General features: G+C 70.7%; 24 protein-coding genes. 9 read left to right on the top strand and 15 right to left on the bottom strand.

What is annotated here, in order from left to right; all coding sequences use genetic code 11:
* Window positions 1–9 precede the first annotated feature (9 nt).
* On the top strand, window positions 10–1863 hold the full coding sequence (locus tag CLT71_RS27465; RefSeq protein ID WP_101369660.1) for a glycoside hydrolase family 3 protein: 1854 nt from the start codon (window positions 10–12) through the stop codon (window positions 1861–1863).
* A 56-nt stretch (window positions 1864–1919) separates the two neighbouring features.
* On the opposite strand, the gene CLT71_RS27460 is transcribed toward CLT71_RS27465, so the two are convergent.
* Both CLT71_RS27460 and CLT71_RS27455 read right to left on the bottom strand, forming a co-directional pair.
* Window positions 1920–2573 (bottom strand): hypothetical protein, encoded by a 654-nt coding sequence (locus CLT71_RS27460; RefSeq protein ID WP_101369659.1) that lies wholly within the window; start codon window positions 2571–2573, stop codon window positions 1920–1922.
* 112 nt (window positions 2574–2685) lie between these two features.
* Window positions 2686–3462, bottom strand: a complete 777-nt coding sequence (locus tag CLT71_RS27455; RefSeq protein WP_101369658.1) for a hypothetical protein — start codon at window positions 3460–3462, stop codon at window positions 2686–2688.
* Between the two features lie 70 nt (window positions 3463–3532).
* On the opposite strand from CLT71_RS27455, the gene CLT71_RS27450 reads away from it, so the two are divergent.
* Together CLT71_RS27450 and CLT71_RS27445 are read left to right on the top strand one after the other, a co-directional pair.
* Entirely contained in the window at window positions 3533–4714 is a 1182-nt protein-coding gene (locus CLT71_RS27450; RefSeq protein ID WP_101369657.1) for a DNA recombination protein RmuC, read from the top strand.
* 129 nt (window positions 4715–4843) lie between these two features.
* Window positions 4844–8116, top strand: coding sequence for a S8 family serine peptidase (locus CLT71_RS27445; protein WP_101371831.1), 3273 nt, complete (start codon window positions 4844–4846; stop codon window positions 8114–8116).
* 174 nt (window positions 8117–8290) lie between these two features.
* On the opposite strand, the gene CLT71_RS27440 is transcribed toward CLT71_RS27445, so the two are convergent.
* Both CLT71_RS27440 and CLT71_RS27435 read right to left on the bottom strand, forming a co-directional pair.
* Window positions 8291–8725, bottom strand: a complete 435-nt coding sequence (locus CLT71_RS27440) for a hypothetical protein (RefSeq protein WP_486483478.1) — start codon at window positions 8723–8725, stop codon at window positions 8291–8293.
* Window positions 8726–8780: 55 nt separating this feature from the next.
* Window positions 8781–9809, bottom strand: a complete 1029-nt coding sequence (locus CLT71_RS27435) for a 4-hydroxy-3-methylbut-2-enyl diphosphate reductase (RefSeq protein WP_101369656.1) — start codon at window positions 9807–9809, stop codon at window positions 8781–8783.
* A 113-nt stretch (window positions 9810–9922) separates the two neighbouring features.
* Between CLT71_RS27435 and xseA the strand changes: the two genes are divergently transcribed.
* Together xseA and CLT71_RS27425 are read left to right on the top strand one after the other, a co-directional pair.
* Window positions 9923–11143 carry an exodeoxyribonuclease VII large subunit gene (xseA, locus tag CLT71_RS27430; protein ID WP_101369655.1) on the top strand — a complete coding sequence of 407 codons (1221 nt, stop codon included), beginning with the start codon at window positions 9923–9925 and terminating at the stop codon, window positions 11141–11143.
* A 62-nt stretch (window positions 11144–11205) separates the two neighbouring features.
* Window positions 11206–11442, top strand: a complete 237-nt coding sequence (locus tag CLT71_RS27425) for an exodeoxyribonuclease VII small subunit (protein ID WP_101369654.1) — start codon at window positions 11206–11208, stop codon at window positions 11440–11442.
* Window positions 11443–11505: 63 nt separating this feature from the next.
* On the opposite strand, the gene CLT71_RS27420 is transcribed toward CLT71_RS27425, so the two are convergent.
* Entirely contained in the window at window positions 11506–12312 is an 807-nt protein-coding gene (locus CLT71_RS27420; RefSeq protein WP_101369653.1) for a hypothetical protein, read from the bottom strand.
* Window positions 12313–12392: 80 nt separating this feature from the next.
* Window positions 12393–13088 (bottom strand): DUF4245 domain-containing protein, encoded by a 696-nt coding sequence (locus CLT71_RS27415; RefSeq protein WP_486483477.1) that lies wholly within the window; start codon window positions 13086–13088, stop codon window positions 12393–12395.
* A gap of 224 nt (window positions 13089–13312) precedes the next feature.
* On the opposite strand from CLT71_RS27415, the gene glpX reads away from it, so the two are divergent.
* Window positions 13313–14344 (top strand): class II fructose-bisphosphatase, encoded by a 1032-nt coding sequence (gene glpX / locus CLT71_RS27410; protein WP_101369651.1) that lies wholly within the window; start codon window positions 13313–13315, stop codon window positions 14342–14344.
* A gap of 24 nt (window positions 14345–14368) precedes the next feature.
* Here the strand turns inward: glpX and CLT71_RS27405 are convergent, their stop codons facing one another.
* The 6 genes from CLT71_RS27405 to CLT71_RS27380 form a co-directional block, all read right to left on the bottom strand.
* Entirely contained in the window at window positions 14369–15337 is a 969-nt protein-coding gene (locus tag CLT71_RS27405; protein WP_101369650.1) for an NAD(P)/FAD-dependent oxidoreductase, read from the bottom strand.
* 111 nt (window positions 15338–15448) lie between these two features.
* Window positions 15449–16093 (bottom strand): rhomboid family intramembrane serine protease, encoded by a 645-nt coding sequence (locus CLT71_RS27400; RefSeq protein WP_101371829.1) that lies wholly within the window; start codon window positions 16091–16093, stop codon window positions 15449–15451.
* A 216-nt stretch (window positions 16094–16309) separates the two neighbouring features.
* Complete coding sequence (locus tag CLT71_RS27395; protein WP_101369649.1) at window positions 16310–16999, bottom strand: aggregation-promoting factor C-terminal-like domain-containing protein; 690 nt, start codon at window positions 16997–16999, stop codon at window positions 16310–16312.
* A 305-nt stretch (window positions 17000–17304) separates the two neighbouring features.
* Window positions 17305–18729 (bottom strand): RNA 5'-3' helicase PhoH2, encoded by a 1425-nt coding sequence (gene phoH2, locus CLT71_RS27390; protein WP_101369648.1) that lies wholly within the window; start codon window positions 18727–18729, stop codon window positions 17305–17307.
* A gap of 361 nt (window positions 18730–19090) precedes the next feature.
* Entirely contained in the window at window positions 19091–19423 is a 333-nt protein-coding gene (locus CLT71_RS27385) for a hypothetical protein (protein ID WP_101369647.1), read from the bottom strand.
* Window positions 19424–19602: 179 nt separating this feature from the next.
* Window positions 19603–19962, bottom strand: a complete 360-nt coding sequence (locus CLT71_RS27380) for a hypothetical protein (protein ID WP_101369646.1) — start codon at window positions 19960–19962, stop codon at window positions 19603–19605.
* 264 nt (window positions 19963–20226) lie between these two features.
* On the opposite strand from CLT71_RS27380, the gene CLT71_RS27375 reads away from it, so the two are divergent.
* The 3 genes from CLT71_RS27375 (at window position 20227) to otsB (ending at window position 22362) form a co-directional block, all read left to right on the top strand.
* Complete coding sequence (locus tag CLT71_RS27375; protein ID WP_101369645.1) at window positions 20227–20667, top strand: helix-turn-helix domain-containing protein; 441 nt, start codon at window positions 20227–20229, stop codon at window positions 20665–20667.
* Between the two features lie 158 nt (window positions 20668–20825).
* Window positions 20826–21197: a hypothetical protein gene (locus tag CLT71_RS27370; protein ID WP_101369644.1), complete on the top strand. Its 372-nt coding sequence runs from the start codon at window positions 20826–20828 to the stop codon at window positions 21195–21197.
* Between the two features lie 340 nt (window positions 21198–21537).
* The gene (gene otsB / locus CLT71_RS27365) at window positions 21538–22362 is read left to right on the top strand and encodes a trehalose-phosphatase (protein WP_101369643.1); all 825 of its coding nucleotides are present in this window, start codon (window positions 21538–21540) and stop codon (window positions 22360–22362) included.
* A gap of 132 nt (window positions 22363–22494) precedes the next feature.
* Here otsB and CLT71_RS27360 read toward each other — a convergent pair whose 3' ends face one another.
* The 3 genes from CLT71_RS27360 to CLT71_RS27350 all read right to left on the bottom strand — a co-directional run bounded on the left by CLT71_RS27360 (window position 22495) and on the right by CLT71_RS27350 (window position 26557).
* Window positions 22495–23265, bottom strand: a complete 771-nt coding sequence (locus CLT71_RS27360; protein WP_101369642.1) for an isoprenyl transferase — start codon at window positions 23263–23265, stop codon at window positions 22495–22497.
* 17 nt (window positions 23266–23282) lie between these two features.
* The gene (locus CLT71_RS27355; RefSeq protein ID WP_486483476.1) at window positions 23283–24431 is read right to left on the bottom strand and encodes an NAD(P)/FAD-dependent oxidoreductase; all 1149 of its coding nucleotides are present in this window, start codon (window positions 24429–24431) and stop codon (window positions 23283–23285) included.
* A 434-nt stretch (window positions 24432–24865) separates the two neighbouring features.
* A complete protein-coding gene (locus CLT71_RS27350) occupies window positions 24866–26557 on the bottom strand; it encodes a hypothetical protein (RefSeq protein ID WP_143743636.1) in 1692 nt (563 codons plus the stop codon).
* Window positions 26558–26948: the final 391 nt, after the last annotated feature.

The raw sequence follows: 26948 nt of genomic DNA, 5'->3' as shown, positions 1-26948 counted from the left end.
GGAGGCGCCATGCGGGTCCGGTTACTGGCATCAAGCGTCACGATCGCCCTGCTCGCGGCCGGCGGCGCCAGTCCGCCCACCCAGGCCGCGCCGCCCACCCAAGCCGCACCGCCCAGCCACGCCACACTTTCCAGCCAGGCCAAACCGTCCTCGATAGACCGGCTGATCGCCCGGATGAGCCTGCCCGAGAAGGTCGGCCAGCTCTTCGCCACCTACGTCTACGGCGGCTCCGCCACCGCGCCGAGCGCGGCCGACGCCACCGCCAACCGCCAGGCGTACGGGGTGGACACCGGGGCCGAGGTGGTGGCGAAGTACCACCTCGGCGGGGTCATCTACTTCACCTGGTCACATAACCTCGACTCACCCCGGCAGATCGCCACGCTCTCCAACGGACTCCAGGCCAGCGCCGCCGCCAACGGTCCCCAGATCCCGCTGCTCATCTCCACCGACCAGGAGCACGGCATCGTGCAGCGGCTGCCGGCCCCGGCCACGCTCTTCCCCGGCAACATGGCGCTCGGCGCCGGGCGCAGCCTGGTCGACGCGTACACCGCGGCCCGGATCACCGGCCGGGAACTGCGGGCGGTCGGCATCCAGCAGGCCTGGGCGCCGACGGCCGACGTCAACGTCAACCCGGCCAACCCGGTGATCGGGGTACGCTCCTTCGGCTCCGATCCGCTACTGGTCTCCGCGATGACCGCCGCCCAGGTGGTCGGCTTCCAGACCGGCGCCGGGGTGAGCGTTGCCGCCAAGCACTTCCCCGGGCACGGCGACACCCGGGACGACAGCCACACCGCGCTGCCGGTGATCCACCACACCCGGGACGAGTGGCAGCGGCTGGACGCACCGCCGTTCCGGGCCGCCATCGCCGCCGGGATCGACACCATCATGACGGCGCACATCGTCGTACCGTCGCTCGACGCCTCGGGCGACCCGGCCACGCTCTCCGCGCCGATCCTCACCGGACTGCTCCGGGAGCGGCTCGGCTTCCGGGGCGTGGTGGTCACCGACTCGCTCGCCATGGCCGGGGTACGCCAGAAGTACGGCGACGACCGCGTCCCGGTACTCGCCCTCAAGGCCGGTGCCGACCTGCTGCTGATGCCGCCGAACCTCGACCTGGCGGTCAACTCCGTACTCGCCGCAGTCGCCTCCGGCGAACTCACCGAGGCCCGGATCGACCAGTCGGTACGCCGGATCCTCACCGTCAAGCAGCGCCGGGGCGTACTCGACGGGGTGCCGCCGGTCGACCCGGCCACCGCCGAGCAGGTGGTCGGGCAGCCCGCCCACCTGGCCGAGCTGCGGGAGATCACCGACCGTACCGTGACGGCGGTCCGCAACGACGCGAAGCTGCTGCCGCTGCCGAAGACCGACCGGTCGGTACTTGTCGCCGGCTGGAACTCGAGCGCCTTCGACAACGTCGGCACCCTCGCCGCCGGGCTGGCCGCCCGGGGCAACCGGACCACCACGCTACCGACCGGGCTGCCGAACGACGCGAAGATCGCCGAGGCGGTGGCTGCCGCCCAGGCCAACGACCTGACGATCGTGCTGACCCAGAAGGCCTTCGACACCGAGGTCACCGACCCGAACGCCCGACAGCAGAAGCTGGTGCACGCGCTGGCCGCCACCGGCCGCCCGGTCGTGGTGGTGGCGGTACGGGACGCCTACGACGTCGGACACTTCGACGACGTACCGACCCAGCTCGTCACATTCGGCTACCTGAAGGCGTCGATGGAGGCGCTGACCCGGGTACTCGTCGGAGAGGTGGCACCGCGCGGGAAGCTCCCGGTCAGCGTCCCGGACCCGGCCGACCCGGCGACGGTCCGCTACCCGTACGGCCACGGGCTCACCTGGCGGCTCCCCCGCTGACGGCACACACCCGACCCTCGGGGGGGCAGAACCCGGGGGTCGGGGTCGGGGTCGGGTCACAACTGGAACGGCCAGTCGCGCAGGAAACGCAGGCCGAGCAGGAAGGCGATCACCGCCGGGCCGACGGCCAGGGTGACGGCTTGGGCCCGGTACATGATCCGGTGCCGGAGCAGTTCCAGGCCGTTGGCCAGGATGATCGCTCCGCCGACCATCATGAAGGCGCCCCACCAGCCGGTCGAGCCGAAGTCCACCGCGTCGTTGACCAGCAGCAGGAAGGTCAACCCGAGCGCGGCGGTGTTGAGTGCCAGCATCGCCACCGTGCGGTGGAAGGCCCGGGCCAGCGGGTCCGGCGACCGCCACAGGTAGGTGCCGGCGATCGCCAGCGCCGGAAGAGTGATCATGAACGGCCAGCCGCGCCCCATCACCCCGAGCATCAGCAGCGTGCCGACCGCGAAGACCAACCCGCCGACGCAGGCCAGCAGGTAGCCGACGAAGGCACGGCCGCCGCCACGGGCCAGCAGCGGTCCGCCGGACGCGGCGATCAGGGCTCCGGGTACCAGGATGAAGCCGGCCCACCAGTGGAAACGGTCGATCGACTGTGCGGTCACGGTCACCACCGCCACCCCGAGGCTGGCCACGGCCAGGCTGGTCATCCAGCGTCCGGCAACCGTCGACCGACGCCTTTCCAGGGTCTCCACCTCAACGCTCACAGTTGACGACTCTGCCGGCTGCCCCCGGAAAGAACCATCCGGTAAGCCCTACCATCCGCCGGACGGCTAGCCCGAGGGCCGCTCGGGACACCGGGACAATCAGAGCGTACGGCTAGAAATCTCCCCCGCCGCCGAAGTCGCCCCCACCGAACCCTCCGCCACCGAAATCTCCACCACCGAAGTCCCCGCCGCCGAAGTCGCCGGCCGCTCCGGCGTCGCCCGCGTCGCCGTAGTCCGCGCCGTCGGCGGAGCCGTCCTGGTAGCCGGCGTCGTAGCCCGGATCGGCGAAGGCGGGCGAGAAGAGCGCGTCGGCGATCAGCATCCCGCCGAGCACGCCGGCGCCGGCAGCCAGGCCGGTCTTCCACCACGGGGTCGAATACCACCCGGCCGGCACCGGCCGGCCCTGCATCCGCCCGCCCGGGTAGTAGTAGGGCGTCGCCGAGCCGGGAGTCGGCCCGGCCCGGAACGTCTCGCCCTGGACCTGCACCTCCCTGGGCACGGTGACCGCGCCGACACCCCGGGCGGCGGCCAGCGGCGGCAGCTCCGGGCCAGGGTCGATGCCGAGCGCCGTCCGGGCCGCCCGGACGTACGCCAGCCCTTCCAGGGCGGTCTCCCGGGCCAGCTCGTACTGCCGGACGCTGCGCGCCTGTTCGAGCTGGCTGCCGGCGGCGTTGTAGCGCTCCCCCGCGTCGGCCAGCGCCTGCCGGACCGCCGGTTCGTCACCGTGCAGGTTCATCAACTGCCCGCCCAGCCGTTCGTACCAGCGATCGGCCTCGGCCCGCGCGTCGGCGAGTTCCCGTGCCTGCCGGGCCGCCCGTTCGCGGCGCCACCACAGCACCGCCCCGCCGAGCAGCACCACCAGCAGAAGTAGCCAGATCACCTCGCCCATCACCCCACGGTACCCACCGCCACCGGCGAGTACTCGCGCCGCTGAGCCCGGCGCCTGGCATGCTCTGTGAGTGGACCTCTCGACCGTGGCCGTGGTGATCGTCTGCCTCGTCGCGGGCGGGGTGATCGGCTGGCTCGCCGCGACCGCCCGGTCGACCGCCGAGATCGCCCGGCTGGACGCGACCCTGCGGGCCACCCGGGACGGCGAGGGCCGGCTGGAGCAGTCGATGCGGGCGCTCTCCTACGAGGCGACCGCCCAGTCGCAGGAGGCGGTGGCCCGGGCGGTGGCGCCGCTGCACGAGACGCTCCGCCGCTACGAGCAGCGGGTCGCCGAGCTGGAGCGCGACCGGGTCGACGCGTACGCCGAGCTGCGCGAGCAGGTCCGGTCGATGACGGCGGTCTCCGGCGAGCTGCGTACCGAGACCAAGCAGCTCGTGGCGGCGCTGCGCGCTCCGCAGGTACGCGGCCGGTGGGGCGAGCACCAGCTCCGCCGGGTGGTGGAGGCGGCCGGGATGCTGGAGCACTGTGACTTCGCCGAGCAGGTGACGGCGGCGACCGACCAGCAGACGGTCCGACCCGACCTGGTGGTCCGACTGCACGGTGGCCGCTCGGTGGTGGTGGACGCGAAGGCACCCTTCGAGGCGTACCTGACCGCGATGGAGGCCCGGGACGAGCAGGGCCGGGACCGGCACCTCGACGCGCACGCCCGGCACCTGCGGGCGCACGTCGACGCGTTGGCCGCCAAGTCCTACTGGGCCGCCTTCGACCAGTCCCCCGAGTTCGTGGTGCTCTTCGTACCGGCCGACCCGTTCCTCGACGTGGCGCTGCAACGCGACCCGACGCTGCTGGAGCACGCCTTCGCCCGCAACGTGGTGCTGGCCACCCCGGCGACCCTGGTGGCGCTGCTGCGTACCGTCGCGTACTCGTGGCGGCAGGAGGCACTGGCCCGCAACGCGGTGGCGGTGCACGCGCTGGCCCGGGAGTTGTACGGCCGGCTCGGCACCCTCGGCGAGCACGTCGGCAAACTGGGCGGGGCGCTGGGCGGGGCGGTGACCGCGTACAACCGGGCGGTGGGTTCGCTGGAGGCACGGGTGCTGGTCAGCGCCCGTAAGCTCGCCGAGCTGGGCGTGGCCGGCGACGAGCTGCCGGTACCGCCACAGGTCGAGACGGCTCCGCGCCAACCGCAGGCACCCGAGCTGGTCGACCCGCCGGCCGCCCGGCAACTGGAGATCCCCCGCCCCGCGCAGTCCTGATCGGTCCAAACAGGTCACGGGCTGGTCACAACGCCCAGCGTAATAGTGACAGGCGTGCGTGCGGCGTCCGAGGATTCCGGTCACGTGTGCCCTGCCTCCCAGGGCCTGTTCTCTCCGAAGGACATGAACGTGAGTAGATCCCGTACGTGGCGCCGACGGACTTCGGCCGGGGTACTCGCCTCGGTGGTGGTCCTGAGCGGCCTGAGCGTGGCCACCGGCGCCAACCCGGCGAGCGCCGATCCGACCGCCGCACCGGAAACCCTGAAGAACGATCCCGCCGACATCCTGGGCGCGCGTGACCTGGAACTGCTCGCCGAGGCGAAGTCCCGCAAGGAAGCCCGGGTGACGCTACTCATCGCGGCCGACAGAGGGCGCTCCGGCGCGGTCGTCGCCGGGCTGCGCAAGCTCGGCGGCACCATCGCCAAGCGCGCCGACGAGGTCGGTTACCTCCGGGCGAGCGTACCCACCTCGGCCGTGCCGGCCGCCGCCGCGCTGCCCGGCGTCGCCGCGGTCGACCTCGACGAGAAGGTCGAGCTGCCGAAGCCGGAGCCGACCCCGGCGCGGGCCCAGGCGCAGGCGCGGGCGAAGGCCGCAGTGAGCGGACCGGGTGCCGACACGCCGGCCCGGAACCCGTACATGCCGACCCACGAGATCGGCGCGGTGGACTTCAAGGCCGCGCATCCGACCTGGGACGGCCGGGGCGTCACGATCGGCATCATGGACACCGGGGTCGACCTCGACCACCCGGCGTTGCAGACCACCTCCACCGGCGAGCGCAAGATCGCCGACTGGTTCACCGCCACCGACCCGCTCTACGACGGTGACGCCACCTGGCGGATCATGCGGGACCAGGTGACCGGCCCGAGCTTCAACTACGCGGGTGCCACCTGGACCGCGCCGGCCGGGACGTACCGGATCAACCGGTTCGCCGAGTCGATCACCGCCGGCAGCGCGCCGGGCGGCGACATCAACCGGGACGGCGACACCAGCGACCTCTTCGGCATCCTCTACGACCCGGCGACGAACGACATCCGGGTCGACGCCAACGGCAACCGGGACTTCACCGACGACCCGGTCATGCGCCCGTACGCCGAGCGCTACGACGTGGGCCACTTCGGCACCGACCGACCGGAGACCCCGGTACGCGACCAGACCCCGTTCGTGGTCGAGTTCCGCGAGGACGTGGACACCACCCCGGCCGGCCTGCCCGGCGCGTACGACTTCGTCAACATCGGGGTGGTCGAGGACCCGCACGGCTCGCACGTCGCCGGCATCACCGCCGCGAACGACATGTTCGGAAACGCCGACCTGGACGGTGGGGCGCCCGGGGCCAAGCTGGTCTCCGCCCGCGCCTGCTCCTGGGGCGGCGGCTGCACCTTCGCCGCGCTCACCGACGGCCTGGTCGAGATGGTGGTCAACCGGGACGTCGACGTGGTCAACATCTCGATCGGCGGCCTCGGCCCGCTGAACGACGGCAGTGACCTGCGGGCCGAGCTGTACCACCGGATCGTCGACGAACTCGGCGTGCAGCTCGTCTTCTCGGCCGGCAACTCCGGTCCCGGCGTCAACACCATCGGTGACCCCTCCACGGTCACCAACATCGTCAGCGTCGCCGCCGCGATCAGCCAGGAGACCTACCTCGCCAACTACGGCTCGGAGACCCGCACGCCGTACCAGTTGCTCTACTTCTCCTCGCGCGGGCCACGGGAGGACGGCGGGTTCAAGCCGAACATCACCGCGCCGGGGTCGGCGATCTCCACCACCCCGCTCTGGCTGCCGGGCAACCCGGTGCCGGAGGCGGGTTACCCGCTGCCGCCCGGGTACCAGATGATCAACGGCACCTCGATGTCCGCCCCGCAGGTGACCGGCGGCATCGCGCTGCTGCTCTCGGCCGCCAAGGCGAACCGCAAGCTGGTCACCACCGCCGCGCTGCGCCGGGCGATCTACTCGTCGGCGTCCTGGATCGACGGGGTACCGGCGCACGGCCAGGGCAACGGCCAGCTCAACGTACCGGCCGCCTGGCAACTGCTGGCCGGTGCCGCGCTGGAGACCCGGGGCTACACAGTCGACGCACCGGTCTGCACCCCGCTGGCCGGCATGCTCGCCACGCCGTACCGGGGTACCGGGATCTACAACCGGTGCGCCGTCGGGGCCGGCGGGCAGAAGCCGAACGCGGCGAAGACGTACAAGGTGAAGGTGACCCGCAACAGCGGGCCGAAGGGGACCGTCCGGCACGACCTGCGGCTGGTCGGCAACACCGGCAACGTGTTCGGCAGCCTGCCTGCGCACCTGGACCTGCCGCTGGGCAAGACGGTGACGTTCAGCGTGCAGGCGAAGGGCGGGGTCGGGGTGCACAGCGCGATCGTCGAGGTCGACGACCCGGCGACCCCGGCGGTGGACTTCGAGTTCATGAACACCGTCGCCATCGCGGAGGTGCCGAAGAAGAAGAACTTCTCCTTCTCGGCCGGCGGCAACGTCGACCGCAACCTCTTCAGGACGTACTTCGTCACCGTGCCGGAGGGCGCGGGTTCGTTGCAGGTCAACCTGACCGGCGTCGCCCCCGGCTCGCAGACCCGGTTCGTCGCGATCAACCCGTGGGGCATCCCGATGGACCCGACCGCCAGCACGGCCTGCTTCACCAACTTCTCCGACGCCGCCGTGTGCAAGCCGGAGGAGCGGTCGTACGACAACCCGATCCCGGGCGTCTGGGAGATCGAGGTCGAGTCACGGCGTACGTCGCCGCTGCTCGGCAACCCCTACCAGATCCAGGCCCGGGTGCAGGGCGTCGAGGTCACCCCCGACGTCACCGAGCTGCTCAGCGTGCCGGCCGGCGAGCCGACCCCGGTCACCTGGGAGCTGACCAACGAGTTCGGTCCGGTCGTCGTCACCGGTTCCGGCGGGCCGCTCGGCAGCACCCGGGAGATCCGGCCCACCATCGCCCACCACGAGGTGCTCAGCTACGAGGTGGTCGTACCGGCCGGGGCGAGCCGGCTCGACGTCGCGATCGGCAACACCAGCGACGCCGGTGCCGACCTCGACCTCTACGTCTACAAGGACGGCGTGCGGGTGGCGTACGACGCCGACGGCGACTCGGAGGAGTCGGTCTCGCTGGCCAACCCGGCAGCCGGGACCTACGAGATCGAGATCGAGGGGTACTCGGTACCGGCCGGGACGACCCAACTCGACTACCGGGACGTCTTCTTCTCGCCCGCCCTCGGCAACCTGTCGATTCCGGCGAACTACGACTCGCTGGCGTACCAGGACAGCACGAGCATCACCGGTTCGGTGACCGCGTTGGCGGCTCCGGCCACCGGGCGGCAGCTCGCCGGCGAGATGCGGGTGGTCACCGTGGAGGGTGCCGTGGTCGGCGACGCCCTCGTGCTTGTCGACGCGGTGAACTGACCGGCGACGATCCGCTGAACCGAAGCGGGGCCGGACCCAGGCTGGGACCGGCCCCGCTTTCGACTCTTCGCGGCGCTGTTCCACGCCCGCCGACCGCCCTGGGGCGTCGACACTCCGCCGTGCGCCCGGCCCGAAGGTCGGTGCCCGGCCGGAAGGTGGGTGCCCGGGTCGCGGTCAGCCCCGGGTGGCGCTCTGCACCTTGAACGGGGTGCCCTGCTGACAGGTGGTCATCAGATCGGCCTGCACCTCGCCGACGACCGTCACCCGGGCCCCGGCGGTGATCACGTCCCGGGGGCCGCCGACCAGCAGATAGCCGTCCAGCAGGAAACAGTTCGGCTCGACACCGGCCTGCACCGTCCCGCGCAGCGTGGTCGTACCGCTCGGCGCCGCCCCGCCACGCGGCGGCTTGGTCGGAGTCGCCGGACCGGCCGGTACGCCGGGGGTCGTCGGGCCGGGGCCGGACGGGCCGGAGGCCGGATCTGGTGATGGCGAGACGGTCACCGGAGTTCCTCCCGGATCGTTGGGCGGCGGCGTCGAGCCGGAGCCCGCGCAGCCGCCGAGGGCCAGCCCGGCGGCCAACAGGGCGCCGGTCATCCACCGCGTCGTCATGACGGATCCGACGACGACCCCGGCCCGCCCGTTCCGCGCCATGCTGCCCGGCCGATCAGCCGTTGGCGGCGCTCGCGGCGAGTGCGTCGGTCTGCTGCGCCGCCTTGGCCGCGGCCGCCTTCATGTCGCGCTTCAGCTCCTGCGGCAGCGAGAAGGTGAGCCGCTCGTCGGCGGTGGTCACCTCGGCCACGTCGGTGAAGCCGCGCGCGGCGAGGTGGTCGAGCACCTCCATGACCAGGTCGTCCGGCACGCTCGCCCCGGAGGTCACCCCGACCGTGCCGGCCCCGGCCAGCCACTCGTCGGAGATCTCGGAGGCGTAGTCGACCAGGTAGCCGGCCCGGGCACCCGCGTCCACCGCCACCTCGACCAGCCGTACCGAGTTCGACGAGTTGCGGGATCCGACCACGATCACCACGTCACAGTCGGCGGCGATCTCCTTGACCACGTGCTGGCGGTTCTGGGTGGCGTAGCAGATGTCGTCGCTGGGCGGCGACTGGAGCAGCGGCAGCCGGCGCTTGAGCCGGGCGACGGTCTCCATCGTCTCGTCCACCGACAGGGTCGTCTGGGAGAGCCAGACCACCTTCGACGGGTCCCGTACGGTCACCTTGTCGGCGTCGTCCGGGCCGTCCACGAGCTGGATGTGTGCGGGCGCCTCGCCCGAGGTGCCGATCACCTCTTCGTGCCCCTCGTGACCGATGAGCAGAATGTCGTAATCGTCCGCCGCGAACCGCCGGGCCTCGTGGTGCACCTTCGTGACCAGCGGGCAGGTCGCGTCGATCGCCTTCAGCGAGCGCGCCCTGGCCTGCTCGTAGACCTCCGGCGCCACGCCGTGCGCCGAGAAGATCACGGTCGAGCCCTCCGGCACCTCCTCGTTCTCCTCCACGAAGATGGCGCCCTGCCGCTCCAGCGTGGAGACGACGTGCTTGTTGTGCACGATCTGCTTGCGGACGTAGATCGGCGCCCCGTAGAGCTTCAGGGCCTCCTGCACGGTCTGCACCGCGCGGTCGACGCCGGCGCAGTAGCCGCGGGGCTTGGCCAACAGAACGCGCTTACCGGTCTGGGGTGTCGCCTGAGCCTCGGTCACCCGCCCAGTCTACGGTCCGCCCGTGATCCCGCCCGGTGGCCGCCGTGCGGGGGTACCTCCGAGGCCCCGACCGGCGGCGTCGGGTCGGGCGGTACCGGCCGTAGGCTGACCGGATGACCGAGGCAGGCATCCCGCGGAGTACGCCCGACGAGCCGTGGCCGGTCCGGGTGGTCAGCCAGAAGCTGAGCGCCTGGATCGGGAAGCTGGGCTGGGTCTGGGTGGACGGGCAGGTGGCGCAGCTCAGCCGGCGCCCCGGCGCGGCGACGGTCTTCCTCACCCTGCGCGACCCGTCGGCCGATCTCAGCCTCACCGTCACCACCAACCGGGACGTACTGGACGCCGGTGCCCCGGAGTTGGCCGAGGGCGCCAGGGTGCTGCTGCACGCCAAACCCGAGTTCTACGCCGCGCGCGGCACGCTGAGCCTGCGCGCCGACGAGATCCGGCAGGTCGGTCTCGGCGAGCTGCTGGCCCGGCTGGAGAAGCTGAAGAAGCTGCTCGCCGCCGAGGGGCTCTTCGACCGGTCCCGCAAGCGCCGGCCGCCCTTCCTGCCCGGCCGGATCGGACTGATCACCGGTCGGGCCTCGGCGGCCGAACGGGACGTACTGACGAACGCCCGGCGCCGGTGGCCTGCGGTCCAGTTCCGTACGGTCAACGTGGCGGTGCAGGGCCCGACCGCCGTACCGCAGATCATCGACGCGCTCAAGGTGCTCGACGCCGATCCGGGCATCGACGTCATCGTGCTGGCCCGGGGTGGTGGCGGCGTCGAGGACCTGCTCCCCTTCTCCGACGAGGCGCTCTGCCGGGCGGTCTTCGGCTGCCGTACCCCGGTGGTCAGCGCGATCGGCCACGAGACCGACGCCCCGCTTGTCGACTACGTCGCCGACCTGCGCGCCTCGACGCCGACCGACGCCGCCAAGCGGATCGTGCCGGATCTCGGCGAGGAGACCCGGCTGATCCGGATGGCCCGGGACCGGCTCGACCGGGCCATGATCGGGCTTGTCGACCGGGAGGCACACCGGATCGACGCCTGGCGGTCCCGTCCCGCGCTGGCCCGGCCGGAGGTGCTGCTCGACCAGCGGGCCGCCGACGTGACGGCACTGCGGGACCGGGCGGTCCGCTGCGTGGAGCACCGGCTCGGCACCGCGACCGGTGAACTGCGGCACACCGTGGCGCGGCTACGGGCGCTCTCCCCGGCGGCCACCCTGCACCGGGGGTACGCCATCGTGCAGCGCGCCGACGGGCACGTCGTCCGGGCACCGGGCGAGGTCGCCGCTGGTGACCCGCTGCGGGTACGCCTCGCCGAGGGCGAACTGAGCGCGGTCGTCGAGCCGTAGCCGGAAGTACGGGTGTGTGCGCGGACCCGCGTCCGGTGCCGGTGTGCTGAGATGGAGCCACCATGACTGACACGGACGAACGCGCGAGCGGACCGGGCGAGGGACTCAGTTACGAGCAGGCCCGGGCCGAACTGGCCACGGTGGTCGAGCGGCTGGAGGCCGGCGGCACCTCGCTGGAGGAGTCGCTGGCACTGTGGGAACGAGGCGAGCGGCTGGCCGAGATCTGTCAGGACTGGCTCGACGGCGCACGGCAGCGGATCGACAGCGTCCGGCAGGCCCGGGAGACCGGCCAGGGCTGAGCACCGGGCGGGGTGCTGAGCACCGGGCGGGGCGGCCGGAGCCACCCCACCCGGCACCGGTACTCACTTGTTGAACAGCTCGTACGTCTCCGGAGACGCCTCCACGACCTCGGCGGCCGGTGGCGCCTTGGCCGGGCTCGCCGCGCCGTAGTCGGAGTAGCCGACCTTCAGCTCCTGCGCCTTGCCGCCGCCGACCGCCGGCAGCTGGATGGTCAGCGTGCTGAGCCGGCCCTGCGGGTCGAGGGTGGCCTCGAAGGGCAGCTTGGTCGCCTCGGCACCGAGCAGCTTGACCGAGTCCTCGTTGACCATGCCGGCGCCGGTGGCCTTGGTCAGGTCGATCGTGCCGCTGTAGGCACCCTCGCCGGTCTTCTGCACGTCGACGATCGCCTTGGTCAGCGCCTCGCTGCCGGCCGGGTCGACGTCGGTGAAGTCGAAGCCCAGCCCCTTGGCGCCATTGATCTTGGACTGGTCCAGGTGCTGGTACTTGCCGGAGTTCAGCTTCTCCAGCCCCGGCACGCCCTCGGCACCCTTGATCGTCATCTTCACCCAGCTGTCGGGCTTGATGTAGACGATCTCCATGTCCATCGCGAACTCGTCGTTGCCGGCCTTCACGCTCATCTGGGCGCTCTGGCTCGGCTGGTGCACGACGCCCTGGCCGTCGAGATCGGCGCCGGTCATGCTGAACTTGAAGTTACCCTTAGTGATCTCCTTGGTCGACGCAAGCAGCGCCTCCTTGGCGTCCGCCGGGATCACCGGTGCCGCTGACCCGGACGCCTCCGGCTCGGTGCCCTCACCCGCGCAGGCGGTCAGAGCCGGCGTGAACAGGGCCACCGCCGCGAACGCGGCGACGCCCCACCGTCGGAATGTCACTGTCAATCCTCCCCAGGAAATGCTTGGCGCGCATCTGCCCACCTTGATGCACAGACACGCAGCGTACCGGGAGGGGAGGACTACCGCATGGCGACGACTATCCGGCGCAGCTCCGCCTCGGCCACCCGACCGACCACCAGCACGGTCCGGTCGGGTTCCAGCAGCACCAGCGCCGACTCGCCGGGACGGGCCGTGTACCGCTGCCAACTGCGCCCGGCCAGCTCGACCGCGCCCTGCGGCCGTCCGTCGCGGGTCAGCTCGGCCGGAATCAGCTCGTCGGCCGGCAGGCTGCTCTGCACCAACTGCACTCCACCGCCGTCCGGGCTGAGGTAGCCGAGCCGCAGCGTCGCACCGCCGTCCTCCCGCCGGAACTGGGCCCGGACCGTACGCCACTCGTCGGAGAGGTCGGCCGGCTCGCTGACCGGGAAGGCGTTCGCGGCGCGGGCCTCCTGGAACACCGGGGCCGGATCGACCACCACCGGCTGGTCCGCACCGAGGAAGAGCCGACCGAAACCGATCACCAGGGCGATCGGCACCAGCAGCACCAGCAGCGAGATGACGACGTCCCTGGTCGACCGCTGCGACCTGATCGCCGCCGGCACGACCTGCTCGTCCTCCGGGCCGGCAGCCGCCAACCCCGAACTGTCCGGCCCGGCACCCGCCCGTCCGGCGCCCTCCGCCCGGGTGATGCTCTCCGGCCGGGTGGCGGCGGGAGCGGCAGGCTCGGCCGGGAGCTGGTCGTCCGGGGTACGGTCGGCAGGCTGCGTGGAGTTCACCCCACTATCTTGACAGCCTCGCCGGCAGCACCCCTCCGGGCGGGCCGCCGGGCGCCGCACCCGCCCCTGCCCCCCGCCCGTGCCGGCCCAGCGGATCCGACGATCCGGACCACCGGCCCCCCGGCCGGCGTTAGGTTGACCAGCGTGTCAGGATTCCTGACAAGGCCGGCGGCGCGCGCCACGCTGTGCCGGGCCACCCCGCAGTGTCGCGAGGAGGAGCCGACATGACGAACACCCGTACCCGGGTGCCACAGAACCTCGACCGTAACCTTGCCCTCGACCTCGTCCGGGTCACCGAGGCGGCCGCGATGGCCGCCGGCCGGTGGGTGGGCCGGGGCGACAAGGAGGGTGGCGACGGCGCGGCCGTCGACGCCATGCGCAAGCTGATCAACTCCATCCCGATGCGCGGCGTCGTGGTGATCGGCGAGGGCGAGAAGGACAACGCCCCGATGCTCTTCAACGGTGAGCAGGTCGGCGACGGCACCGGGCCGGAGGTCGACGTGGCGGTCGACCCGATCGACGGCACCACCCTGATGAGCAAGGGCATGCCGAACGCCCTGGCCGTGCTCGCGGTGGCCGAGCGCGGCGCGATGTTCGACCCGAGTGCCGTCTTCTACATGGAGAAGCTCGCGGTCGGCCCGGTCTACGCGGACGTCGTCGACATCAACGCCGGAGTGGCGGAGAACCTGCGCCGGATCGCCAAGGTCAAGGGGACCGAGGTCTCCGACGTCACCGTCTGCGTGCTCGACCGTCCCCGGCACAAGGACCTGGTGCAGCAGATCCGCCGGGCCGGTGCCGGCATCCAGTTCATCTCCGACGGCGACATCGCCGGGGCCATCGCCGCCGCCCGGGGCGAGTCCGGCGTCGACGTGCTGATGGGAATCGGCGGCACTCCGGAGGGGATCACCGCCGCCTGCGCCCTGAAGTGCATGGGCGGGGTGTTGCAGGCCAAGCTCTGGCCGCGCGACGACGAGGAGCGGGAGAAGGCGCTCGCCGCCGGGCACGACCTGGACCGGGTACTGCACACCGACGACCTGGTGACCGGGGACAACGCCTTCTTCGTCGCCACCGGGGTCACCTCCGGAGACCTGCTGCGGGGTGTCCGCTACCGGGCCGGTGGGGCGTACACCCAGTCGATCGTGATGCGCTCCAAGAGCGGCACGATCCGGGTGATCGACTCGTACCACCGGCTGGAGAAGCTGGCGCTCTACTCGGCGATCGACTTCGACGGCCGCCCCCTGGCCGAGCAGGAGTAGCCGGGCAGGAGTAGCCGGGCCGGGTCAACCCGCGTCGGAGGAGTGGCCGGGGAAGAGGTGCGCGGCGGGGTTGATCACCACGGCGGCGTTGTTCACCGCCGTGGCCGCCTCACCGAAGCCGGTGGCGATCAGCCGGACCTTGCCCGGATATTCGGTGATGTCACCGGCGGAGAAGACCCGGGGCAGGTTGGTGACCATGGTGCTGTCGACCAGGATGTGCCGCCTGTCGAGGTTGAGCCCCCACTCGGTCAGCGGGCCGAGGTCGGCGGTGAAGCCCAGTGCGGCGACCACGGTGTCGACCGGGATCGTCTCGGTCGGGCCGCCCTTGACCGCGATCTCCGCCCCGGTCACCGCCCCCTCGCCGCACAGCGTCGTCACCTCGGCGTTGACCACGATGCGTACCGGAAGCTCGCGTACCCGGTCGACTGTCGCGGCGTGCGCCCGGAACTTCTCCCGGCGGTGCACCAGGGTGACCGACCGGGCCAGGGGTTGCAGCGCCAGCGCCCAGTCGAACGCCGAGTCGCCGCCGCCGACGATCAGCACGTCCTGCCCGGCGAGATCGGCCAGGTGGGGCACGAAGAAGACGACGCCGCTGCCGACGAAGTTCTCGGCGGCCGGCAGTGGTCGGGGCGTGAAGCTGCCCAGCCCGGCGGTGACGATGATCGCGCCACAGTGCAGGATGTCGCCGTTGGCGAGGCTGAGCACCGGCCTGCCGTCCAGGTACGAAAGCTTCTCCGCGCGTACCCCGAGCAGGTATTCCGGGTTGAAGGACGCGGCCTGGGTGACCAGGTTGGCGACCAGGTCGCGGCCCTTGATCGACGGGAACCCGGCGACGTCGTAGATGACCTTCTCCGGGTACATCGCGGTGACCTGTCCACCCGGCTCGGGCAGCACATCGACGATCGCGACCAAGAGTCCACGGAAGCCGGCGTAGTAGGCGGCGAAGAGTCCGGTGGGGCCGGCCCCGATTATGGCGACATCGACCTCACGCATGTGCTCACCGTCGCTCTCCGACTACGCACTGATCAGCGGCTGTGCTGATCAGACCGTAGGCGGACAACGGTCGTCGAAGCAATAGCCGTCCCACCCGGGGGTGTACGCAGGTCAGGGCAGTGTCATCGTCGACTCGGCGCGGTACGGGTCGTCGTCGCGGGGCCGGCGCCGCCGGAAGACGATCGCGGCCACCAGCCCGCCGAGCAGCCCGAAGAGGTGCCCCTGCCAGGAGATCGGTTCGTCGGTGGGCAGCACCCCGAGCAGTTGCCAGCCGTAGAGCAGCCCGACCAGCAGCACCACACCGAGGTTCCACCAGCTCCGTTCGACGATCCCCCGCATGAAGAGCAGGCCGAGGTACCCGAAGACGACGCCGCTGGCCCCGACCACGATCGACTGGGGCGATCCGGTGATCCACACACCGAGCCCGCTGACGAACATGATCAGGAGCGTGGAGTAGAGGAACCGCCGCGCCCCGGTGGCGAGTACGAAGGTACCGAGCAGGATCAGCGGCACGCTGTTGCTGTAGAGGTGGTCGAAGCCGTGGTGCAGGAACGGCCCGAAGAAGATGCCGTCGAGCCCGGCGATGTTCCGGGGCATGATCCCGGCGGTGGTGTCGAAGCCGGCGTTCAGCCAGACGTCGAGCGCCTCGATCACGAAGAGCACCGGCACCACGGCACACATCGCGACGAAGGCCCGGCCGAGCGCCGCGTAGAACGCTTCGGTGCCGAACCGGTTCGGATCGTTGCCGCGGGACATCGGGTCGAACGTCACCCCCAAGTAGCTATCAGCTTCCGGGGCCGACCGCCAGCCGAGCATGCCCGCCGACCGCCAGCGAAGGACGCCGGTCAGCCGTCAGCGGAGGACGCCGGCCGGAAAGCTCACTGCCCAGACGCGAACGGCGGGGACGGACCGCTGACCGGTCCGGATCCCCGCCGTTCGCTGGTGCTCAGGGCTGGCCCTGTCCCGCGGGACTCAGTAGAAGCCCTTGTCCTGGAAGAACGACCAGGCACCGCAGGGCGTGTCGTACCGACCCTTGATGTAGCCCAGCCCCCACTTGATCTGGGTCGCCGGGTTGGTCCTCCAGTCGCTGGCGACCGAGCCCATCTTGCTGCCCGGCAGCGCCTGCGGAATGCCGTATGCGCCGGATGACTTGTTTTCGGCCTTGTGGTTCCAGCCGCTCTCCTTGTTCCAGAGCTTGTCCAGGCAGGGCATCTCGGAGAGCGCGAAGCCCGTGTCGAGCAGCAGGGCGCAGCCGATCTTGCGGTTACCGCTGTATTCGTTGCACGAGGCGGGGATCGGCCCGGTGTACGGCTTCGTGGCCGCCTCCGCCTCCTGCTTCTCCCGCTTCTCGCGTTCGCGCTTGCGACTCGCGGCCTGGTCGGCCTTCTTGGCCCGCTCCGCCGCCGCCCTGGCGACCTCGGCCGCCTTGCGAGCGGCCTCCGCCTCGGCGGCCCGCTGCTCGGCGGTGGCCCGGATGTGCGCCGCGTGCCGCTCGCGCAGCATCTCCCACTCGGCCTGTTGCGCGTCGAACGCCGACTCGGCCTCGATGCTGTGTTGCTGTGCTTCCCGGTCTTCGCCGAGGTAGTAACCGCCGCCGACACCCCCCAGGAGCAGGGCGACCGCGACTCCCCGGACAGCGAACCGGCTCGACAGCCGACTCACACCAGTGGTCCTCTCGTCGGGATCAGGGTCGCGGCGCGCCGGGGTCCGAAGGCCCGCTGGTCACGCCGCGAGCGCCCCGGCCCGGTGGGCCGCGACCCCGACCGACAGCTGTCCGTCGGTGCCTCCGCCCGGAGGAGAAGCTGATCTCCAGCTGTCTCCCCTGGGACGTGGACGCTCGAGGGACACCATTGCGCAAGGTGAGGCCATTGGGAAACGGGAGACAGGATTTGTGAACTGGGTCACGGGATTTATCACCCTAAACCAGGGCAAACACCCGTGTCATGTCGCCTGTCCGGGTCGCCGGCTTACAACGGGATGTCCTCCAGCAGGTCGGTGACCACTTCGGCGATCGGAGACCGCTCGGACCGGTTCAGGGTGACGTGGGCGAAGATCGGGTGCCCCTTCAGCGCCTCGATCACCGCCGTCACACCGTCGTGCCGGCCGACCCGCAGGTTGTCCCGCTGGGCGACGTCGTGGGTGAGCACCACCCGGGAGCCCTGACCGACCCGGGACAGCACGGTGAGCAGCACCCCGCGTTCCAGCGACTGGGCCTCGTCGACGATGACGAAGGCGTCGTGCAGGCTCCGCCCCCGGATGTGGGTCAGCGGCAGGACCTCCAGCATCCCCCGGGCCAGCACCTCTTCCATCACGTTCTCGTGCACCACCGCGCCGAGGGTGTCGAAGACCGCCTGGGCCCAGGGCGACATCTTCTCCGCCTCCGAACCCGGCAGATAGCCGAGTTCCTGGCCACCGACGGCGTAGAGCGGGCGGAAGACGATGACCCTCTTGTGCCGGCGCCGCTCCATCACCGCCTCCAGGCCGGCGCAGAGCGCCAGCGCGGACTTGCCGGTGCCGGCCCGGCCGCCGAGCGAGACGATGCCGATCGACTCGTCCAGCAGCAGTTCGAGCGCGACCCGCTGCTCCGCCGAACGGCCACGCAGGCCGAACGCCTCCCGGTCACCCCGGACCAGGCGTACGGTCTTGTCCGGCAGTACCCGGCCCAGTGCGGAGCCACGCGGCGAGTGCAGTACCAGGCCGGTGTGCGTGGGCAGTCCGGCGGCGGCGTCCACGTCCAGCGCCGCGCCCTCGTAGAGCTGGTTGACCTGTTCCTCGGCCAACTCCAGCTCGGCCATCCCGGTCCAGGTCGGGTCGCTGGCCTGGCCGTGCCGGTACTCGTCGGCGGTCAGTCCCACCGACGCGGCCTTGACCCGCAGCGGCATGTCCTTGCTGACCAGCGTGACCGGCTGCCCCTCGGCGGCCAGGTTGAGCGCCACCGACAGGATCCGGGTGTCGTTGGACTCGGTACGGAACCCCGGCGGCAGTACCCCGTCGTCGGCGTGGTTCAGCTCCACCCGCAGCGTGCCACCCGAGTCGTTCGCCGGCACCGGCTGGTCCAGCCGGCCGTGCTTCACCCGCAGATCGTCGAGCATCCGCAGCGACTGCCGGGCGAACCAGCCCAGTTCCGGGTGATGGCGCTTCCCCTCCAGCTCCGAGATGACCACGAGGGGCACCACCACCTCGTGTTCGGCGAACCGGTGGAAGGCCCCGGGGTCGGAGAGCAGTACCGAGGTGTCCAGGACGTACGCCCGGGGTCCTGGTGCGGGCTCCGCAGTGGCGGCCGGCTCGGATGTGCGGGTACGGCGTCCGCTCCTGGCCCGGGCCGGGGTCTTGGTCTTCGTGGCGGCCGGGTTCTGCTCGTCGGCCCGAGGGATGGTACGGCGATTCGTCACAGGCCTGCTCCGGCGGGTGTGCACCCGTCCACCCGCGTTCCGCCTCGTCCGGTGCCCGGAGACACGGGGTCGGATGCGGGCCCCGTGGCACGTGCAGTCGCAGAGTCCGGGCCGGCCGGCTGGCCCGGGACGACCCCGTGCCATGCGTAGACGCTAACCGGGAGATGCCAGCTTGGGCTAGGGCGGCCGCTGTGCGGCATCGCACGACATCCGGTGGCGGACCGGCCGGGATGCATGCCCCCTGCGCGCATCCCGGCCGGTGGGATCACCGTCACCGGTCTGACGTGATCCCGACGGTGCGGATCCTGACGGACCAGCGCACCGCGCTCGCGGGTGACCGCTCACCCCATCGCGCCGCCGGTCAGGCGTTCCTGACGGCGAGGGCGTCGGTGGAGTGCCGTCCGCCGTTGGTCGCGGTCCCCGCGAAAGAGGCGCCCGTATACGTCGTTCCCTGACCTACGACGGTGTGGGCGGTGTGCGGTGTGGTGGGTGATGGCACCGCCAACACCGAGGCGATGGCCGCCTGCGCCTCCCTGCGTCGACGGTTCCAGGCACCCCGGTCGCCGTCGAAGTATCCCTGTCGGTAACCGAACCGGTAACCGAGCCGGTAGCTGAGCTGGCCGTGCAGCCGCCCGGCCGCGTAGCTGGCCGAGACGAGCAGAAGCAGGAGGAAGACCACGAAGAACGGGCTCACCGTGTCTCCTCGCACCGCTCGCTCTCCTCGCGCCGATCGGCGACGCGGGGTCGCCGGCCGACGCCGGAAGTCCGGGGCCTGAGCCGGCCGGTTCGCTGGTAACTCTCGCTCACCCGATCTCCTCGCTCCGCTCGTCGCTGTCCTTCAGTTCCACACCCGACCGACCGGTCGTCGGCGGGTCACTTCTCCTCCGGGTCGGAGGAGGTCGGGTCGAAAGAGGTCGGATCGGTGATGAGCAGCCGGTCGAGATCCTCCGTGCTCACCTCCTCGACCAGCTCGACACTGATCCGGCAGCCGTCCAGCACCACTTCGGCGACCGAGGCGCGGCGGATCTCGCCACCGGCGTCGTACACCCGGACGCTCAGTTCCGGGCAGCCGAGGTGGGTACGCCAGGAGTTCCACTCCGCACGGTCGCCGACGTTCAGCGAGAGGTAACGGCAGCCGCGTGCCAGGTAGAGCCGCCATGGCGCACTGAGACCGGCGGCGACACCGTCGGCGATCAGACCGAATGCCTGGGCCCGGGTTGCTAGTTCGGTCACCGGACTCCTCCAGCCGCGAGGGTGTCACCCTCACGAGCACGAAACGTCTCATGCACGAGACAAACGGTAGGGCGTATCGTACGCGTGACAGTATCAGCTTTTCGTCTGATTACCCCCACACCTACGTACACCTATTGTTGCCATGTGATACCCCTCGACACAAGCAAGAGCACCGCGCGCCGGAAAAGTGAGCCGTTGTCACGCACGCAATACAGGCTTGCTGCGGTCCCCCCGGAGGCGGAGAGCTGGCCGTACCGTCACCGGGTGCCGGACCGCGCCCACGGACGGAAGATCGCGTTCGCTGCCTTCGTACGCAAGGCTCTTGACGACGCTCGCACCACCCGCGCCTGGACCGGCACCGAGGTCTCCCGGCGTACCGGTGTGTCACGCCAGACCATCAACCGGTGGGTACGCGGCGAGTGGGCCAGCGACCCCGAAGCCGCCCGGGTGGTCGCGTTCTGCGAGGGGCTGGGACTGGATCCGACAGTCGCCTTCGGAGTGCTCGGCTGGGACCGGACCACCCCGTCCCGCCCGGCGCCGAGCGCCCCGCCGATGGACCCGGACGTCGAGGCGCTGCTGCGCCGGCTGGTCGACCCCAACGTCTCGGACGCGGAGAAGTTCCACATTAGAGAGACCATCCGCTATCTGGCCTATCGGCCGCCTCTGCCAGTTGAAGTCCGAAAAGGGCGAAAGCAAGCCGGGTAGTTACGCAGATGGCGCAACTTCGCGCATGAGTCCCAACCAATCAGCTCCAGCAACCAATCAGTCGCGCTAACGTCCCTCTTCGTACTGCTTGGGCTCGTCGTCGGCGGGGGGACGGGACAAGGCCGAATCAGCCCTGCGGGACAGAAGGAGGGTCAGCCATGACCCTGAAGTGGATGGCTGTCGTTGTCGCGGCGGTCTCACTGACCTTGTGCGTGACCGCGAACGTCGTGGTCGGGACGCTGAACGGTGGCGACCCGGTGCCGCTCCTCGTCAACGTGCTCGCCATCACCGCCACCGGCACCGCCATCATCCTGGCCGTCGTCGCCGATCTCCACGAACGGCTCAACGCCCGGATCACCGCACTCACCGAATTTCTGATCGCCCGACTTAACGAACTCGACCGCAACGCCGGAGACCACAACACCGGATTCGTCGAGGGGTACCTGCTGAGCCGCAACCAGGACTCGGCTGTGGTGCCGATCGGGCCCCGAATGCACGGTCGCCGGGCAATGCTCGGCGGCGACGACTGAACCTGAACCTGGACCGCGCGGCGCTCACGCACCGCGTCTGACTTTGCGGTCCACCGGACCGCGAGTGGAGGTTGAAAAAGGTTCACCGAGGTCCGGCCGGGCAGCCACCGCAGCCCGACCGCACCGAGAGCCGACCCGGGCCCCGGACGCCCGAGCCGACCGCGGCGACGAGGGACGATCGCCGCAGGCCCGCCGGCAGGTTGCCGTGCCAGCCACCGGCGGATCCGCACCGACAGCGCCGACGGGTTGCCACCGCGACGATCGAGGTTGCCGCCTCGACGAGTGAGACGTTTTCGCTTCGACGTCTGCGGTGGCAACCCGCCGGGGTACGCTGACGCCCGTGCGGCCGATCAACACGGGGGGCGAGCCCCCGACCCGTCCTCTGACTGCCGACCAGGCATGGCGGGCGACCGCCGAGCGGGCCGGGCGTTGTGTCCTGTTCTTCGACTTCGACGGCACGCTCGCCCCGGTTCGGGATGATCCGACCACGGTCGAGCCGGCCCCCAAGGCGCTGGCCGCGATCACCGCGCTCACCGAGGTGGTGCAGCGGGTGGCAATCGTCTCGGCCCGGCCGGTGGAGTTCCTCCGCGAACGGTTCGCCAGCGCTCCCGGCGTCGACCTCTACGGCCTCTACGGGCTGGAGCACCTGCACGCCTCGGGCGAGACCGTCACCGTGGAGGCGGCGCTGCCGTTCGTGCCCACCATGGCCGAACTCGCCGACCGGGCCCGTGCCGAGCTGCCCGAGGGCACGCTGGTGGAATACAAGCGGCTCTCCGTCGCCCTGCACTACCGCACCGCACCGCACCTGGCCGAGCAGGTCGAACGGTGGGGACGGGACCAGGCCGACCGGCTGGGCCTGCGGGTGCAGGTCGGCCGGATGGTGCTGGAGCTCAAGCCGCCGGTCGACCGGGACAAGGGAATGGTGATCGACGAGGCGGTCCGGGACGCCGGCTGCGCCTGGTATTTCGGTGACGACGTCTCGGACATCAAGGCGTTCGCCGCCCTACGGGCCCGGGAGGCGGCCGATCCGGACTTCTTCGGCGTCTGCGTCGCCGTGGCCAACCCGGAGACCGGTGACGAGGTCTCCACCGCCGCCGACCTGAACATCGAGTCCCCGGAGGCCCTCGGCGACTTCCTCACCGAGGCCCTGCACCGACTCGGCTGACCCGCCGCCCGTCCGGGATGCGGCCCGCCCGTCCGTGCGCCGTGGCGGCGCGGCCGGCGTTATGCGGCGCTGCCGACGTTATGCGCCGTGGCGGCGCTGCCGGCGTTATGCGCCGTGGCGGCGCTGTCGGCGTTAGGCGCCGTAGCGGCGTTGTCGGTTCGCGTACGACCGCAGGGCGCGCAGGAAGTCGACGTGCCGGAAGTCCGGCCAGTTCAGCTCGCAGAAGTAGAACTCGGAATGCGCCGACTGCCAGAGCAGGAAGCCGGAGAGGCGCTGCTCGCCACTGGTCCGGATCACCAGGTCGGGATCGGGCTGCCCCCGGGTGTAGAGGTGCTCGGCGATGTGCTCCACGTCGAGCACCTCGGCGAGTTCCTCGATGGTGCCGCCGGCCGCCGCGTGCTCGTGGAGCAGGGACCGGACCGCGTCGGCGATCTCCCGCCGGCCGCCGTAGCCGACCGCGATGTTGACCTGCGCCCCGCCGACCCGGTCCTGGGTGCGCTCCTGCGCCGACTTGAGGGTGATGGCGGTCTGCGCCGGCAGCAGGTCGAGCGCGCCGACCATCCGCAGCCGCCAGGGGTTGCCCTCCTCGGCCAGCTCGACCACCAGGTCCTCGATGATCTGCACCAGCGGATCCAGCTCGCTGGCCGGCCGGCGCAGGTTGTCGGTGGCCAGCAGATAGAGCGTGACGTGCCCGATTCCGGCCTGGTCGCACCAGCCCAGGACATCTTTGATCTTGGCTGCGCCGACCCGGTGCCCGTCGTTGGGGTCGACGTACCCCATCTCCCTGGCCCAGCGCCGGTTGCCGTCGCACATCACCCCGACATGCTTCGGCACGGGTTTACCCGCGAGCTTCGCCGTCAGACGGCGCTCATACAGCGAGTAGATCAGGTCGCGCAGACTCATCCCTTGCAGCGTACCGATCAGAGTCGACCACGGAAGTGCCGCCCGGCCGAACCCGCAACCGCCCCGGCGACCCTGGTCAATGTCCGGGCGTCCAGCCGGCCGTCGCCCAGGCCCAGCTCGACGAGGGTCCGGAAGACCCGGGCGTCCCGTGCGGCGGCCCGGACCACCCCGTCCACCACCGGCGCCCGGCGGGCCAGCCAGGCCACCGCCGAGCTGTCCCGCAGGTGGGCGCCGAGCCGCGACCGCAGCGCGGCGGCGTACCGGTCGGCGGCGGCGTGCGGTGCCGTGGCGGCGGCCGCCCCGGCCAGCGCGCCGGAGAGGACAGCGTAGAAGATCCCCTCACCGGTGAACGGGTTGACCAGCGACAACGCGTCCCCGGCCAGCACGATCCGGCCCCAGCCCGGGGTTGGACGGCGGGTGGAGAGCGGCAGGTGATGCGCCCGCAAACCGGTGACGGTCGCCGGGTCGATCTCGGGAAGCAGCGCCGCCAACCGGTCCAGCAACTCGGTCCGGCGCAGCGGGCGGCCGGCCAGCACCTCGCCGTACCCGACGTTCGCCCGGCCGTCGCCGATCGGGAACGCCCAGGCGTAGCCCGGCCAGTGCGCGGCCGAGGTGACGATCCGCTGCTCGGCCGGCCCGGCGGGGTCCGCGGCGTACCCCCGGATGGCCAGCCCCAGGTGTCCGTCGGGATTCGGCCCGTGCCCCAGCGCCCGCCGGACCACCGAACCGGCGCCGTCGGCACCGACCACGGCACGGGCGGCGAACGTACCGTCGAGCAGCACCAGGCCGTCGGAGCGTTCGATCCGCCGGACCGCGTGCCGGCGCAGCTCCGCGCCGGCCGAGCACGCCGCCGCCACCAGCCGGGCGTCGAAGACCTGGCGTGGCACCGTGTACGCCGGCCGGGGCAGCCGCCGCGCCACGCTCCCGCCGCCGGGCGCCACCAGCCGCAGCGCCGGCACCGGCCGGTAGCCGGCGACCGGGTCGGAAACCCCCAGTTCGGCGAGTACGTCGAGCGCGTGCGCCGCGATCCCGTCCCCGCAGGCCTTGTCCCGGGGAAAGTCGGCCCGGTCAAGCAGCAGTACCCGCGCTCCGGCCCGGCGGGCCGCCAACGCGGCACTGGCCCCGGCCGGCCCGGCACCCACCACCGCGACGTCGACGGTCTCCACCACTGCTCGCCTCAGCCCAGGAGCGCCGGGAATGCCTGATGCTCCAGAGTGCGTCCCGGTCGGCTCGAACCGGGCTCGCCCAGGTGCGCGGCGGCTCAAAAGATCATTCTTCGTCTGCAGGGCTAGGTACGACAACCGTGGCGAGACCTCGTACCGCTATCGGGTAGTAGGTATCGAATTCGTCAAGAACATGATTGGCCTGTTCGGGTGTAAGATCCGTCTCCCGCGCGCCCGCAGGCCAGTCATGGGACGAAACATGGTAGGTCGAATCATTGGCCATGTTCTTGACACCACTTCGTGAGACCGACTCGGATCCTTGCCCTAGTTCTACTACTCGCGATCTCGGCACCGCAATCCTCCGGTGGGGTCGTTGCTACTGGTGCTCAGGTGTTCTGATGCGGCAGCATCAGGAACCATAGCAGGACATAGGGTGATCAATCCAGGTGTTCATGATGCTCACCGAAGGCGTTGTGCCGGCTCGACAGGTGCAGAAACTCCCAGGTGCGGGCCAGATATATGTAACCGATCGCCATGGCGTTCAGGATAGCCAGGAGCGTCAAGACGCTCCATGCCAGCGAATCGATGCCCAGCACGTAGAGATCGAACGGGTTCTTCCAGCGGAAGTACGGCAACTCCGCCTTCGCAACCATAAACAGACCACTAGCGGAGATCGATGCCAGCACGGTCGTCAAGAGTGAGAGTCGTGCCGCCAACGTACCCTCCAGCAGGCGCCGAGGCGGTCCGTCGAAACCGAGCCAGGCTGCCGCGAGCGCTGGAAACACCAGAAGGAAGGCGGGTACGTCCGTGCCGGGATCGGGCCGTCGCGAGGCAACGAAACCAATCAGCCATATCAACAGCGCCGCAGCCGATCCAGTGATCACCGCCCGGAAGACCGACCCGGGCGGAGTCTCGTAGAAACGGAAGCGGGCCTGCGGAATCTTGTCCCCGCCCTCCAGACGCTCTATTGGCTCGGGGAAAAACCTCGAATAGAAGTGGGCATATCGCTGCCCCCCACGCCTACGGAATCGGTAGTAGGGAGGTGGCGGCACCTCTCCGGCGCCAGACTTGCGGTTCTCCCTGATACGCCGCCAGTGCGCGTCGAAATACGTGAGAAGCGCCCCCTGCGCTCCGACGAAAACACCCTCCTGACCGTCCACCACCAAGTGGTAACTCTGGCTGGTGCAGGCGTTCTCGAGCGAGACGCTGAAGTCGACCGGCCGTGAGCCCAGAACGAAGCGGGCGCGCTCCTTCGCCCAGTTCAGCAAGCCCTTGTCCCGCCTGGCGGCGAGTTCCAGTGACGGAGTGATTAGACGTTGGTAGGAGATCACGAACCGCCCGTCCGACGGACACGGCACGGCCGCGACGATCGCGTAGTGCAAGGCGAGTTTCTGGACCAGTTGCACCGCCAGTTTGTGCGCGGCGGGATTCGACACCCGCTCGCCCTGCCTCGACTGCGATCCGTCCAAATCCCTGATGGCCTGGATCCCCGAGTCGTCTGGCTCCTTGCCGTCGGCTCGACGCATGATGGCACGCAGGGCCAAGTGCTCCGCGTCGTACGCATTCCTATGGGTGGCGGGCGAGATATCCTGGCTGTGCGCGATGGCCAGCAGGGTCCGCAAAACCCGTGCCACCAGTTGGAGATACTGCCGGTACGAAAGTACGGGCAACGCGCTTCCGTCCGCGGCAGTTACCCGCAGGTCGTCCACCATGTCCCCCTTGCGCGGGACAAGGACAGGGAACAGCACGACAGGTGCTGCGAGGTTCGACTCCGCAGGCGCTGCACTGCGGTCCCCGCAAAGTTGCCGGACCGTGCTCTGCGGCAACTGGACGTCGATGGTGACGCGCTGCACGAGAGTCCGCTGGCTGAGTTCGTACCGCTCCGTGATCCGTTGCCGGACGTTGGCCGGGTAGATGACGGAGAAGGTGAAGGCGCGGGCCTGTCCGGCACCCGCGATCTCCGGATTCAGCATTCCGCCGCCACGACCGGCGCTGCGTTGCAGGATATTCACCTGATAGTCCGGCAGTTCGGTGACCCTGGTCTTGCGGTGTGAATCCTTCTGGGGCAGGTAGAAGCGAATCCGCGCATGCAGCACCACGAGTGCGACGATGCCGATCGTCGCGAACACCCGGCATGTGATGTCCGCGTACAGCCCGAGCCTGGGCGGCAGCCCGACTATCGCCACGCTAAGGAGCAGGCCCAGGGTCAACCAGATCAGGACCGAAGCAGCTGGCGAGGCACGGCGGACGGCTCCATTCGCGACCCCCTCGTCGTTCTGGTCGGATCCTCCATTGAAATGTCGCGCATCATCGTCGTCATGATCCGCCTCAGGTCAAAGCCGTGCTTACCGACCGGCACGAGATAACCAACAGCACCGGATTCCTGAAATTGAAACCATCTTCGTAGTCGCCTGATCACGCAACGTCCGTGTCGGAGAGGCGACATCGACCAGGGAAGGTCTGTCCGAAGGTGCGACCGGGGTCTCCAACTACCGCCTCGGCGGCAGCGACCACGAGGGT

Source organism: Plantactinospora sp. CNZ320 (genome assembly GCF_002846275.1).
Note: the sequence above shows the minus strand (reverse complement) of the source record. Positions and strands in the feature narration are given on the sequence as shown.